The organism is Streptomyces sp. NPDC015125 (assembly GCF_043080045.1).
Lineage (GTDB): Bacteria > Actinomycetota > Actinomycetes > Streptomycetales > Streptomycetaceae > Streptomyces.
In genome coordinates this window covers 1-12,827 of sequence record NZ_JBIBVF010000011.1, presented here as the reverse complement: position 1 = coordinate 12,827, position 12,827 = coordinate 1, and the positions used below count along the sequence as shown (strand labels likewise).

At 71.5% G+C, this 12,827-nt stretch carries 10 protein-coding genes and 1 pseudogene; 8 read left to right on the top strand and 3 right to left on the bottom strand.

Annotation, left to right across the window (positions count from 1 at the left end):
- Window positions 1–46: 46 nt before the first annotated feature.
- From ACF088_RS22805 to ACF088_RS22790, 4 genes are all read left to right on the top strand, one after another.
- Entirely contained in the window at window positions 47–466 is a 420-nt protein-coding gene (locus ACF088_RS22805; protein ID WP_392377615.1) for a TlpA family protein disulfide reductase, read from the top strand.
- Window positions 467–691: 225 nt separating this feature from the next.
- Entirely contained in the window at window positions 692–1,198 is a 507-nt protein-coding gene (locus ACF088_RS22800) for a flavin reductase family protein (RefSeq protein WP_392377614.1), read from the top strand.
- A 212-nt stretch (window positions 1,199–1,410) separates the two neighbouring features.
- Complete coding sequence (locus ACF088_RS22795) at window positions 1,411–2,196, top strand: electron transfer flavoprotein subunit beta/FixA family protein (protein ID WP_392377613.1); 786 nt, start codon at window positions 1,411–1,413, stop codon at window positions 2,194–2,196.
- Window positions 2,197–2,245: 49 nt separating this feature from the next.
- Complete coding sequence (locus ACF088_RS22790) at window positions 2,246–3,208, top strand: electron transfer flavoprotein subunit alpha/FixB family protein (protein ID WP_392377612.1); 963 nt, start codon at window positions 2,246–2,248, stop codon at window positions 3,206–3,208.
- Window positions 3,209–3,317: 109 nt separating this feature from the next.
- Here ACF088_RS22790 and ACF088_RS22785 read toward each other — a convergent pair whose 3' ends face one another.
- On the bottom strand, window positions 3,318–3,836 hold the full coding sequence (locus ACF088_RS22785) for a DinB family protein (RefSeq protein ID WP_392377611.1): 519 nt from the start codon (window positions 3,834–3,836) through the stop codon (window positions 3,318–3,320).
- A gap of 195 nt (window positions 3,837–4,031) precedes the next feature.
- Here ACF088_RS22785 and ACF088_RS22780 point away from each other — a divergent pair, with 195 nt between their 5' ends.
- The gene (locus tag ACF088_RS22780) at window positions 4,032–5,342 is read left to right on the top strand and encodes a DUF6986 family protein (RefSeq protein WP_392377610.1); all 1,311 of its coding nucleotides are present in this window, start codon (window positions 4,032–4,034) and stop codon (window positions 5,340–5,342) included.
- A gap of 268 nt (window positions 5,343–5,610) precedes the next feature.
- On the opposite strand, the gene ACF088_RS22775 is transcribed toward ACF088_RS22780, so the two are convergent.
- Complete coding sequence (locus ACF088_RS22775) at window positions 5,611–6,651, bottom strand: LacI family DNA-binding transcriptional regulator (protein ID WP_392377609.1); 1,041 nt, start codon at window positions 6,649–6,651, stop codon at window positions 5,611–5,613.
- A 141-nt stretch (window positions 6,652–6,792) separates the two neighbouring features.
- On the opposite strand from ACF088_RS22775, the gene ACF088_RS22770 reads away from it, so the two are divergent.
- Entirely contained in the window at window positions 6,793–7,749 is a 957-nt protein-coding gene (locus tag ACF088_RS22770) for an ROK family protein (protein WP_392377608.1), read from the top strand.
- A gap of 239 nt (window positions 7,750–7,988) precedes the next feature.
- Here ACF088_RS22770 and ACF088_RS22765 read toward each other — a convergent pair whose 3' ends face one another.
- Window positions 7,989–10,046 (bottom strand): NPCBM/NEW2 domain-containing protein, encoded by a 2,058-nt coding sequence (locus ACF088_RS22765; protein ID WP_392377607.1) that lies wholly within the window; start codon window positions 10,044–10,046, stop codon window positions 7,989–7,991.
- A 352-nt stretch (window positions 10,047–10,398) separates the two neighbouring features.
- Between ACF088_RS22765 and ACF088_RS22760 the strand changes: the two are divergent.
- Together ACF088_RS22760 and ACF088_RS22755 are read left to right on the top strand one after the other, a co-directional pair.
- Window positions 10,399–10,862, top strand: a pseudogene (locus ACF088_RS22760) (sugar ABC transporter permease); the annotation flags it as partial.
- Between the two features lie 719 nt (window positions 10,863–11,581).
- Window positions 11,582–12,607 carry an NUDIX domain-containing protein gene (locus ACF088_RS22755; protein ID WP_392377606.1) on the top strand — a complete coding sequence of 342 codons (1,026 nt, stop codon included), beginning with the start codon at window positions 11,582–11,584 and terminating at the stop codon, window positions 12,605–12,607.
- Window positions 12,608–12,827 lie beyond the last annotated feature (220 nt).

Genomic DNA, 12,827 nt, shown 5'->3' with positions numbered 1-12,827 from the left:
CGGGGGCCGGGGAATCTTTGCGGTCTCGTGAACGCTGCACCCGTCGATGACTGGACTCATGGTGTGCATCGCGGTGCTCGCGACGGCGAGCGCTTTCGGCATGTGGCACCGACGCCGTAAGGGGAGGCCGATGGTGCACAAGCGGGACGACGGGGCGCGGCTGGGTGCCGCCGAGATCGGCGCGGAGCTGGGGGAGCGGGCCACCCTGCTGCAGTTCTCCAGCGCCTTCTGCCAGCCCTGCCGGGCCACCCGGCGCACCCTGGCCGAGGTCGCCGGCATGGTCGAGGGGGTGGCCCATGTCGAGATCGACGCGGAGGACCATCTGGACCTCGTACGCCACCTGAACGTGCTGCGCACTCCCACGGTGCTGGTGCTCGACGCGGACGGCGCGGTCGTGCGCCGCGCCGCCGGGCAGCCCCGGAAGGCCGACGTCATCGCTGCGCTGGGCGCGGCCGTCCGTGATTGATCTCCCAGAAGGCAGGCGCCCCTTGACGCTGTGGGTCACACGTCGTCACTCTGACGTGATGCGGCCAGGAACCCTTCTGTACGGACGCGCCCACGTCGACCTTCTGCGGACTGCCAGCGCCCGCTGTCCGGGCGAGTGAGCGGCGACGACACCATCGCCGCCGACCGCTGCACAGCCGTCGGCGGCTCTTCCCGGGCTCGTACACCACAGCAGAAGGACAATTCCATGACGGCCTCGCCCGACCTCGGCACGCCTCGCACCGCCTCCCCCGAGCTGCTGCGCTCGGTCTTCCGGCAGCACGCCGCCGGCGTTGCGGTGATCACCGCGCACGGCTCCCGCCCCGTCGGCTTCACCGCCACGTCCCTCACGTCGGTCGCCGCCGACCCGCCGCTGCTCTCGTTCGGCATCGGTACCGGCGCCTCCAGCTGGCCGGCCGTCTCGGAGGCCGAACACATCGGCGTCCACATACTCGGCGAGCATCAGCAGGAACTGGCCGCCACGTTCGCGCGCAGCGGCGCCGACCGCTTCGGTCCCGCCACGTCCTGGCGCGCCGGCCCCGAGGGTGTGCCCCTCCTGGACGGCGTCCTGGCCTGGCTGGTGTGCAAGGTCGTGGCGCGGGTCCCGGCCGGTGACCACCGCATCGTGCTCGCCCGGCCCGTCGTCGGCGACCCCGCGGGGCCCGGCCGTCCGCTGCTGTACCACCAGGGCCGCTTCAACGCGCTGCGGGACTGACGGGTTCCCGTTCTCCTTCGTCGTTCCCGGGTGAGGGCCGTTGGCAAGGTCACATTTCGGTGGCCTTGCTTCGGGGCAGGAGAGTCGATGTACTGGCGAGTAATATGACGGTCGGCGTGGGGAACCGCAACCGACCGGGAGCCGCCCCGACAGGCGCCTATGCTGCCAGCACAAGGCAGTTCTGAAGAGACGAAGCAGGTAGGAGAGCCGGCGTGAGCCTGAGGATCGTTGTCTGTGTGAAGTACGTGCCCGACGCCACCGGCGACCGGCACTTCGCCGAGGACCTGACCGTCGACCGTGACGATGTGGACGGTCTGCTCTCGGAGCTCGACGAGTACGCCGTCGAGCAGGCCCTGCAGATCAAGGAAGCTGCCGACGACGCGGAGATCACGGTCCTCACCGTCGGCCCCGAGGACGCCAACGACGCGCTGCGCAAGGCGCTGTCGATGGGCGCCGACAAGGCCGTCCACGTCGAGGACGACGACCTGCACGGCACCGACGCGCTCGGCACCTCGCTGGTGCTGGCCAAGGCCATCGAGAAGACGGGTTACGACCTGGTCGTCTGCGGTATGGCCTCCACCGACGGCACGATGGGTGTGCTGCCCGCGCTGCTCGCCGAGCGTCTGAACGTCCCTCAGGTCACCCAGCTTTCCGAGGTTTCCGTCGACGGCGGCAAGGTCACCGGGCGCCGGGACGGCGACACCGCCACCGAGCAGCTGGAGGCCGCGCTGCCGGCCGTCGTGTCCGTCACCGACCAGTCGGGCGAGGCGCGTTACCCCTCCTTCAAGGGCATCATGGCCGCCAAGAAGAAGCCGGTGGAGTCCCTGGACCTGGAGGACCTGGAGATCGAGGCGGACGAGGTCGGCCTCGAGGGCGCCTGGACCAAGGTCGACGGCGCCGCCGAGCGTCCGGCCCGCACCGCGGGCACGATCGTCAAGAACGAGGGCGAGGGCGGCAAGCAGCTCGCCGAGTTCCTCGCGGGCCAGAAGTTCATCTGAGCCGCAGTCCTTTCCACCGCCCTCATTCTTCCCGCAGGAGAGCAATCCCATGGCTGAAGTCCTTGTCTACGTCGACCACGTGGACGGCGCCGTCCGCAAGCCCACCCTCGAACTGCTCACCCTCGCCCGCCGTATCGGCGAGCCGGTAGCCGTGCACCTCGGTGCGAAGGCCGAGGACGCCGCGAAGATCCTCGGTGAGCACGGCGCCGTGAAGGTGCTGGCCGCCGATGCGCCCGAGTTCGCCGAGTACCTCGTCGCCCCCAAGGTCGACGCGCTGCAGGCCGCCTACGACGCGGTCTCCCCGGCGGCCGTGCTGCTGCCGTCCTCCGCGGAGGGCAAGGAGATCGGTGCCCGCCTCGCGCTGCGCATCGGCTCCGGCATCATCACCGACGCCGTCGACGTCGAGGCCGGCGACGAGGGCCCGGTGGCCACGCAGTCCGTCTTCGCGGCCTCGTACACCACCAAGTCCCGCATCACCAAGGGCACCCCGGTCATCACCGTCAAGCCCAACTCCGCCGCCCCGGAGGCCGCCCCGGCCGCCGGCACCGTCGAGCAGCTCGCGGTGACCGTCGCCGACTCCTCCAAGGGCACCAAGATCGTCTCCCGCACCCCGCGCGAGTCGACCGGCCGCCCGGAGCTGACCGAGGCCGCGATCGTGGTCTCCGGTGGCCGTGGCGTCAACGGCGCCGACAACTTCCCGGTCATCGAGGCGCTCGCCGACTCGCTCGGCGCGGCCGTCGGCGCCTCGCGTGCCGCGGTGGACGCCGGCTGGTACCCGCACACCAACCAGGTCGGCCAGACCGGTAAGTCGGTCTCGCCGCAGCTGTACATCGCGGCGGGCATCTCCGGTGCGATCCAGCACCGTGCCGGTATGCAGACCTCGAAGACGATCGTCGCCATCAACAAGGACGAAGAGGCACCCATCTTCGACCTGGTCGACTACGGCGTGGTCGGCGACCTGTTCGACGTCGTCCCGGCCCTCACCGACGAGGTCAAGACCCGCAAGGGCTGACCGCCGTCCCGCCGGGGCCCGGCTCCGGTCCTCGCACGAGGCCCCGTACGCGCGGTGCGTACGGGGCCTCGTGCTGTGGCGGCACCGACGACGGGCCGGTGCCGGGCCGTCAGGCGCCCGTGACCCCGTCGATCCGCTCGCGCAGCAGGTCCGCGTGGCCGTTGTGCCGGGCGTACTCCTCGATCATGTGGACGTAGATCCAGCGCAGGTTCAGGGTGCGCCCCTCGCGCGGGGAGAAGGTCTCGTCCAGCCCGTGGTCCGCCACCGCCTTGTCGCAGGACTCGGTCTCGGCACGGAAGACGGCGACATCGCGCTCGGCGGCGGCCGGGTCCGCGTCATGGAAGTCGGCGTCCGGGTTGTCCTCGGTGAAGTAGAGATCGCCGATCCGCCGGCCGAGGAAGCGCACCCGGAACCAGGTGCGTTCGACGTCTGCCATATGGCGCACCAGGCCGAGCAGCGTGAGGGTGGAAGGTGCGGCGCTCGCCTCGACGAGCTGGTCGGGCGTCAGGCCCGCGCACTTGGCGAGCAGGGTGTCACGGTGGTAGTCGAGCCAGCCTTGCAGCATCTCCCGTTCGCCGGCCACGGTCGGGAGCTCTCTGCGTTCGACAGGGGGTGCGATCCACGTCATGAGGGCGAGTCTGGCGGCGCCGTGGCCGCCCCGCCACGGAGTTTTTGAAGTCCTGCCGTACGCCCGTGACCTGCGCCGTCACGGGAAGGGTGTTGACCTTGGCAAAAGGACACAGTTAACTTCGCTATACGGATTGTTGATTCCGTTAAGCGGAAAATGCTCGATCGACGGGCGTGCGCACCGGGAGGGTATCGAATGGGGCAGCAGGAGAGCGTGGCGACGAGCCTCGCGGACACCGTACGCGAGGGAATCGGAGCCGCTCTCGCCCAGGTGGACGCGGATCTGGCGCGGCGCTACCCGGGCGACCCCGGCACCCGCCAGCCGGTCCACACGGTCTACGTCCCCGGTGATGTCGTCGCCGCCGGCACCGTGCGCTCCTGGGGGGACCAGGCGCTCGCCGCCCTCGACGAGCACGCCCCCGACGCCGGTGCGCTCGCCGTCGTTCTCGGTATCCCCGACGCACTCGCCGTGGAGGTCCACGACCGGGTCCGCGCCAAGCTGACCCGTGAGCCCGTCGAGGACCTGCGCATCGATTTCGAGGACGGGTACGGCCCCCGCCCGGACGCCGAGGAGGACGAGGCCGCGGCCCGTGCCGCCGCTCTGGTGGCCGCCGCCTACCGTGGGGGCACCACCCGGCCGGAGGCCGGGGGAGGCACCGCCGCCCCCTACACGGGCATCCGGATGAAGTGCATGGAGGCCGCCGTCCGCGACCGCGGTATCCGCACGCTGGACATCTTCCTCACCGGCCTCATGCAGGCCGGCGGCCTGCCCGACGGCCTGGTGCTGACGCTGCCGAAGGTGACCTACGCCGAGCAGGTCACCGCCATGGTCCGGCTGCTGGAAGCCTTCGAGAAGGCGCACGGCCTGGCGGCCGGCCGGATCGGCTTCGAGATCCAGATCGAGACCACCCAGTCGATCCTGGGTGCCGACGGCCGCGCCACCGTGGCCCGCATGATCGAGGCGGCCGAGGGCCGGGCCGCCTCCCTGCACTACGGCACCTTCGACTACAGCGCCTCCTGTGGCGTCAGCGCCGCCCACCAGTCACTCGACCACCCGGTGGCCGACCACGCCAAGGCCGTGATGCAGGTCGCCGCCGCGGGCACCGGCGTCCGGCTCTCCGACGGGTCCACCAACGTCCTGCCGGTCGGACCCACCGACCGCGTACACGCCGCCTGGCGACTGCACTACGGCCTGGTCCGCCGGTCGCTGGCCCGCGCCTACTACCAGGGCTGGGACATGCACCCGGCCCATCTGCCCACCCGTTACGCGGCGGTCTACGCCTTCTACCGCGAGGGCCTGGAGCAGGCCGCGGCCCGGCTCGCGGCCTATGTCGCCAAGGCCGGCGGCGACGTCATGGACGAGCCCGCCACCGCCAAGGCGCTCAGCGGCTATCTGCTGCGCGGTCTGGACTGCGGTGCCGTGGACACCGCCGAGGTCGCCCGGCTGACCGGGCTGACCCGCGCCGACCTGGATGCGCTCGCCGGGCGCCCGGCCGCCACGGCCTGAGGGCGCGGGCCTGCTGTGCGGTTCGACGGGCCGTGCAGCGCAGGCAGTTGGCCGCCGTGACCGCTTGCGGCCCGGCCCGCCCCACGAGGTCCCCGCCCGATCGGCGGGGCCTCGTCGTGCGGAGCTTCCCCGGCCCCGGAGCTTCCCCGGGCCCGGAGCTTCCCCGGGCCCGGAGCTTCCCCGGGCCCGGAGCTTCCCCGGGCCCGGAGCTTCCCCGGGCCCGCCCCGCCGTGTCCGCGGGGCGTCCGGCGCCCGGCCGCCGCGGGGTTCAGCTCTCCGAAGGCGGGATCTCGCCCGAGCCGCGGGCGATCAGGCGGGTGGGGATCTCCCTGTGCTGCGGCGGATCCTCGATGCCCTCCAGACGCCGGAAGAGCAGACCGGCGGCCGTCCGGCCCATGCGTGCCGGGTCCTGGGCGACGACCGTGATCGCGGGCCGGACGAGATCGGCGAGCTCGAAGTCGTCGAAGCCCACCAGTGCGACCGGGCGCGGGCGTTCGCCGAGGACGCGTACGGCGGTGACGGTGACCCGGTTGTTGCCCGCGAAGAGGGCGGTGACCGGCTCGGGGGCGTCCAGCATCGCGGTGGCGGCGGCGCGTACGCGCTCGGGCGCGGTGGGGCCCAGCGACACCCAGGAGTCGTCAACGGTCAGGCCCGCTGCGGCCATTGCCGTGCGGTAGCCGCGCAGCCTTTCGCGCGCGGTGTGGATCCGCGGCTGGTCACCGATGAAGCCGATCCGCCGGTGGCCGTGCGCGATGAGATGGGCCACCGCGTCCTGGGCGCCGCCGAAGTTGTCGGAGACCACCACATCGGCATCGATCCGGCCGGGCGGGCGGTCCACGAACACGGTCGCTATCCCGGCCGCGATCTCGGGTTCCAGATAGCGGTGGTCGTCGGCGGCCGGGATGATGACCAGCCCGTCGACCCGCCGTGCGCACAGCGCGAGCACCAACTCCTGTTCGCGGGCCGGGTCCTCGGCGCTGGAGCCGTTGATCAGCAGCGCGCCGTGGCCGCGGGCGACTTCCTCGACGGTGCGGTTGAGCGGGCCGTAGAACGGGTCGGCGAGATCCTCCAGCACCAGACCGATGCTGGCGGTACGCCCCTTGCGCAGGATCCGGGCCGAGTCGTTGCGGCGGAACCCCAGGGCGGTGATCGATTCCTGGACGCGTCGTTCGGTGTCCGGGGTGACGCCCGGTTCGCCGTTGACCACGCGGGAGACCGTCTTGAGGCCGACCCCGGCGCGCGCCGCGACATCCTTCATCGTGGGCCGGGTGCCATAGCGGCGGGAGGTGCCCCGCGCGGTGTCGGTCACGGTGTGCGGTCCTGATTCTGTCGGCGTCAGGTGTGGCGTCGAGCATAGCCTCTAGACAACGTTGTCAATCGAAGGAAGACTGGCGTTCTCACGCCGGGCCGGTACGCTCGGCCCCCGGGCCCACCAGGAGATTCCACACCGATGCAGACCGACCTCAGCGCAGCGTTGGACATTGGCGGCACCAAGATCGCCGGCGCTCTGGTGGATGCCCGCGGCAGACTGGTCGAACGGGCCGCCCGGCCCACTCCCGCCGACAAGGACGGGGCGACGGTGATGCGTGCGGTGGCCGATGTGGTCGCGGAGCTGGCGGCGGGGCCCGACTGGGCGCGGGTGGCGGCCGTCGGTATCGGCAGCGCGGGCCCGGTCGACGCCTCCTCCGGCACCGTCAGCCCGGTCAACATCCCCGGCTGGCGCGACTTCCCGCTGGTCGCCGGGGTGCGGGCGCTCGTCGGGGAGCGCCCGGTCGTGCTGGTCGGCGACGGTGTCGCGATGACCGCGGCCGAGCACTGGCAGGGTGCCGCGCGCGGTCACGCCAATGCGCTGTGCATGGTGGTCTCCACCGGCGTCGGCGGCGGACTCGTCCTCAACGGCCGGCTCCACCCGGGCCCCACGGGGAACGCCGGGCACATCGGTCACATCAGCGTCGATGTCGACGGTGACCCCTGCCCGTGCGGGTCCCGCGGCTGTGTCGAGCGGATCGCCAGCGGCCCCAACATCGCCCGCCGGGCGCTGGCCAACGGCTGGCAGCCCGGCCCCGACGGTGACACCAGCGCGGCGGCCGTCGCCGCCGCAGCGCACGCCGGTGACCCGGTCGCCCTCCGCTCTTTCGAGCGGGCCGCCCGGGCGCTGGCCGCCGGGATCGCCGCCACCGCCACGCTCGTGGAGATAGACATCGCGGTCGTCGGCGGGGGAGTCGCGGGCGCCGGAGAGGTCCTCTTCGCCCCCTTGCGTGCGGCCCTGCGGGACTTTGCGACGCTGTCGTTCGTGTCGGGCCTGACGGTCGTACCGGCCCAAATGGGAACGGACGCCGGGGTGGTGGGCGCCGCCGCTGCCGCCGGGCAACGGTCCCGTCCCGATGCCTTCGTCCCCACGCCCTGACGCCCGCCACGGGCCCCGTGCGCCCGCGACCGGCCGGATCGGGCGCGGCGGCATGGGCGTCGTGGTCTGCCGCGCCGTCGACGAGTGCCGGGCCGCGAGGTCGCGGTCGAGTTCCTGCGCGCGAATGATCGGCCCGTCCCCGGGTTGCCCACCTGCCGACCCCTCCAGGTGCGGGACCGGGCGGGCCGGAGGGCCCGCCCGGCAGTATCAACCCCGCCTGTATGAGCGGTAGTTGACCTTCAGCACCGGAACTTGGCATCCGCCCAGTCGGCGTGGTCGTAGTCGATACCGTCCCCGCCGTCGGTCACGACGAGCCGGACGGTCTGTGCTCCGACGACCGGGGCGCTGACGGCCTTGGCGGCATCGGTCCCGGTCACCGAGGGGCTCGCGGCGACCTGTTTGCCGTCGGCCCACACCTCGAAGCCCACCGACCCCCGGTCACCGGACTCGTCGTCGATGCCGACCTGGGCGGTGAACACCGAGCACCGCCCGCCGGTGTAGAAGCTCACCTCGCTGGGCGCATGCACCCCGAGGCCCTTCGCGAAGCCGGTGCCGCCGATCCCGATCGGCCGTCCGTCCCCGGCGTCGCGCTCCCCGACGCTGGTGTTCTTCTCGACCGGCCCCCAGCCGTTGGCGGCGGTGAGCCAGGGGAGTTCGGCGGCGTACGCGGTCCCGGACGGCGGTGGCACCACGACATGGGCGGTGTTGGGCAGCGTGGTGGTGATCCGTTCGCCGCGGGGTGAGCGGTAGTCGGCGCTGAGCGGAAGATCGTAGGCCCCGGGCGCGGTGCCGGCCGGTGCGGTGATCTTCCAGCCGGTGGTGAGCGTCCGGCCGCCGGGCAGCGCGCGGGCCGTCGCCGGGGAGGTGGCCCGCGCCCGCCAACCCTGCGGGGCCTTCAGCGTGACGGCGACGTGCTGGGCGGGGGTGCCGCCCAGGTTGCGGACGGTGGAGCGGAGGCCGGCGGGGGTGCCGGCCTCGACCAGCGCCGTACGGTCGGTGCCGGTCTCGACGGCCGGTGGGTAGGTGGCCCAGCGCTTGTCGGCAACGACGCGGTAGACGGCGGTGCCGTGCGCCGGGACGGTCGCCGAGACGGTGCCCGTGGTGTGGGTGTCCTGGTGCCGCCACAGATCGCGCAGCCGGTAGCCGTCGGCCTGTGGGAGGCCCAGTTCCTTGGCGGTGGTGGTGATCCGCTGCGGCCGGTCGGTCTCGTTGAACAGCGCCACGGCGCGGGCGCCGTCGGCCAGTTGCCGCACCAGCGTCCAGCGGCCGGACTCCGACTTCAACACCGTGGCCTGTTTGCCCAGCCGGTCCTGGTCGATGGCGATGAGGTCCTTGTTGGCCAGGATCTCGAACGTCTCCGGGCCGGCCTTGCGCAGATCGGAGCCGATCAGCAGCGGGGCGGCCATCATCGACCACAGGGAGAAGTGGCTGCGGTACTCGGTGTCGGTCATGCCGCCGTTGCCGACCTCCAGCATGTCCGGGTCGTTCCAGTTGCCCGGCCCGGCGTGCGGGGCGAGCGGCAGATTCTGCTTCGCGATCCCGAGCATGCTGGACCACGAGTCACTGATGTCGCCGGTGGTGCGCCACAGATGCCCTACGTCCGACGCCCACTCCCAGGGCTTGTTCTCGCCCCATTCGCAGATGCTGTAGACGATGGGCCGCCCGGTGGCCTTGAGCGCGTCCCGCATCGTGCGGTACCGCTGCTTGGCGTCCACACCGAGGTTATTGCAGTTGTCGTACTTGAGGTAGTCCACGCCCCAGTCGGCGAACTGCTGGGCGTCGGACTTCTCATGGCCCAGGCCGCCGGGGAATCCGGCCGGGTTGCAGGTTTTGATACCGGCACTCGTGTAGATGCCGAATTTCAGGCCTTTGGAGTGGACGTAATCGGCCACCGCCTTGATGCCGTGGGGGAAGCGCTGCGGATCCGGTACGAGCTTGCCGTTCCCGTCGCGGGTGGGCAGCGCCCAGCAGTCGTCGAGATTGACGTACTGATAACCGGCGTCCTTGAGGCCCTTGGCAAGGAAGAGATCGGCGATGCCCTTGACCATCTCTTCGTTGAACTCGGCCCGGCAGTCGGTGGAGTTCCAGTTGTTGAAGCCCATCGGGGGCGTCTTGGCGAGGCCGTCGGGGAGCCGGGGAGCGGGGGCGGTGCGGGCGGGGCCGGCTTCCGGAGCGTCGGGTGTACGGGCCGCGGCGGGCAGGGCGGTCAGCCCTGCCGTACACAGCAGCGCGGCGGACAGCGCTCCGACGATTCTTCGGTGACCTCGCCGGTGGGTGGTGCGGATCTGAACGCGCATGGTTCGCGTCCTCCGTCTTCGCGAGAGGCGTTGGTGGGGTCGTGTACCGGTCGCGTGCGAGTGTTTACGGTAGGGCTTGTTGGAGTCTGTTGGAAGAGGAGCGGTGGCGGTTCCTGTATCGCCTACCAAAACCCTTGCCTGGACCTGCAGTTCGGAGTGAGATCCCGCCACTCGCGTTCGGTTCTGTTTGTTTCCACCCCTGAGGAGGGGGACATGGTCCGGTCAACGAGCCGCGGCTCGGATACGTACGGGGGAGCGGCCGGACCTCGGATGTCCCGCCGGACGCTGCTGAGGAGCGCGGCGCTCGGCGCGGGGGCCGCGGCCCTCCCGTCCCTGCTCACCGCCTGCAGCAGTGGCCGCCCCCTTCGGCCTGCTGCTCGCCGTGCTCATCGACCGCGGTGTCCGCTTCAGCCGCTTCTACCAGTCGACGCTCTATATCCCGGTGGTGCTCTCACTCGCCGTCGTCGGCTTTATCGCCCAGCTGATCCTCTCCCGGGACCAGGGCGCACTGAACGCCGTCCTCGGCGGCAGGAATCCCACCGACTGGCTGGGAATTCCCGGACTCACTGTCTGGACGGTGCTGCCGGCCGCCTGCCGGCCGCCTGCCGGCGGCACACCGGCTATGTCTTGATCGGCTACCTCGCCGGACTGAAATCCGTCGATCCCGGACTCGTCTACGCCATCAACAAGGGCCGCAACGGCCTGGAGCTGCTGTCCGTGCTGGTCACCGACAACTTCATCGGGGAAGCCGGCCGGTACGGCGTCCCTCTCTTCCTTTCCACGGTCTCACTCGCCTTCCTCGCCCCGCTGCTGCTGGCCGTCTACGCCTCGCTGCGCCCTTACGAAGAGACCGCGAAATACGGCTACTTCTCCCTCCCGCGCCACCTCTCCATCGACTACTACCACCAGGCCTTCCCGACTCCGGGATGAGCAGGTACTTTCTCACTCGCTCCGCATCGCCGTCCCCGGTGTCCTGCTCACCCTTTTCCTGGCCTCAAGTTCGTGGCCTTCGCCGTGTCCCGGCTGCGAATTCGCGGCGCCCTCGTCCTGAATCTGCACAGCCAATTTCTCATGGAATGCGCCCTCTCGCCGCGGGCTCCGTCCTCGTCGCGCTGCCCACGGTGGTGGTCTTCCTGCTCCTCCAGCGGCATTTCATCGCCGGACTGACCCTCGGCGCCAACAAGGGGTGGCCGACCGCGCGGAACCCGCCGCCGTCTGCACGAGGGGCCGCCGTCATATGCGGTGTCTCCGGGCCGGCGGCGGCCCGGAAACTCGGTATGCGGGTGAGGGTTTCGGTACTGGAGGGGCGGGGGAGCGCTTGTTTGCCGGGGGCTCGCGGCGGCGGATGCAGTGACCGGCATCCTCCGCGCGACGCATTTCGCGACCGGTGTGTCCACGGGGGCGGGAAACCTCCCTGGCCACGCCGATGGTCGAATGCGCAACGTTCCCGGTCGTGCGCGCGGCCCCTGACCCCGAGCGTTTCCGTGGCAGGGTGTGGCGGGCAACTCACCTGGGTCTAGGGAAGAGGGGAAACCGTGATCGTCTGGCTGAACGGCACGTTCGGTGCGGGCAAGACCACTACGGCTCATGAATTGCTAGACCTGCTTCCCGGAAGCACGCTCTACGACCCCGAACTCCTCGGCAGCGGACTGCGGTTGATGCTGCCGGCCAAGCGGTTCGAGGAGATCGACGATTACCAGGACCTCCCGGCCTGGCGGCGGATGGTCGTCGACACCGCAGCGGCCCTGCTCACCGAGGTGCCGGGCCCGCTGGTGACACCGATGACGCTGCTGCGCCAGGAGTACCGCGACGAGATCTTCGGCTCCCTCGCCGCCCGCCGGATACCCGTACGGCATGTCCTGCTGCATGCGGAGGAAACGATCCTGCGAGCCCGGATGGCGGAGCGGGAGGACGCTCTTGGGGACACCGCGCCGGCGCGCCGGTGGAGCCCGGAACACCTGGGTCCGTACGCCGACGCACTGCCCTGGCTCCAGGGCGACGCCCATGTCGTCGACACCACCCGGCTCACCCCCCGGCAGACCGCCGAGCGGGTCGCCGAGGCCGTCCGCACCGGCGCCGGCGCCTGCGACATCGTGCAGACCCCCGAACCGACCGCCGAAACGCTCGCCGCCGGCGTACTGCTCTTCGACGACCAGGACCGGGTGCTGCTCGTCGACCCGACCTACAAGGCCGGCTGGGAGTTCCCCGGCGGCGTCGTGGAACGCGGCGAGGCGCCCGCCCGTGCCGGCGTACGGGAGGTCGCCGAGGAACTCGGCATCGAACTGCCCCGTGCGCCCCGGCTGCTGGTACTGGACTGGGAAGCTCCCAATCCGCCCGGCTTCGGCGGCCTGCGGCTGCTCTACGACGGCGGCACCCTGACCGACGAGCGGATCAGCAAACTGCTGCTGCCCGGTGCGGAACTGCGCGACTGGCGCTTCGCCACCGAGGCCGAGGCCGAGAAGATGCTGCCGCCGGTGCGGTGGAACCGCCTGCGGTGGGCGCTGCGCGCCCGGGAGCGGGGGTGTCCGCTCCACCTGGAGGCGGGGGTTCCCGTGGGGTAGCCCCACGTTTCGGCTCTCTCGCCGGTCCGCTGGGCTTTGCCTCGGCCCGTTTTCGGCTCTCTCGCCGTTTCGCCTGGCGGCGGGCGGGTCCGCTGCGCGGGGCGGGTCCGCTGCGCGGGGCGTTGCCGCTGCGCGGGGCTGTCGGGGTGCGGTGACGGGCCTGCGCGGGTGGGGTGCCGGACTGCTTCGCTTTACGTCCGGCACCCCACCCGCTCCGGCC

What these genes read in the sequence shown, in the direction of transcription:
- ACF088_RS22790 (WP_392377612.1), top strand. Translation starts at nt 2,246, where the DNA reads ATGGCTGAAGTCCTTGTCTACGTCGACCACGTGGACGGCGCCGTCCGC.
- ACF088_RS22765 (WP_392377607.1), bottom strand. Translation starts at nt 10,046, where the DNA reads ATGCGCGTTCAGATCCGCACCACCCACCGGCGAGGTCACCGAAGAATC.
- ACF088_RS22770 (WP_392377608.1), top strand. Translation starts at nt 6,793, where the DNA reads ATGCAGACCGACCTCAGCGCAGCGTTGGACATTGGCGGCACCAAGATC.
- ACF088_RS22785 (WP_392377611.1), bottom strand. Translation starts at nt 3,836, where the DNA reads ATGACGTGGATCGCACCCCCTGTCGAACGCAGAGAGCTCCCGACCGTG.
- ACF088_RS22780 (WP_392377610.1), top strand. Translation starts at nt 4,032, where the DNA reads ATGGGGCAGCAGGAGAGCGTGGCGACGAGCCTCGCGGACACCGTACGC.
- ACF088_RS22805 (WP_392377615.1), top strand. Translation starts at nt 47, where the DNA reads ATGACTGGACTCATGGTGTGCATCGCGGTGCTCGCGACGGCGAGCGCT.
- ACF088_RS22800 (WP_392377614.1), top strand. Translation starts at nt 692, where the DNA reads ATGACGGCCTCGCCCGACCTCGGCACGCCTCGCACCGCCTCCCCCGAG.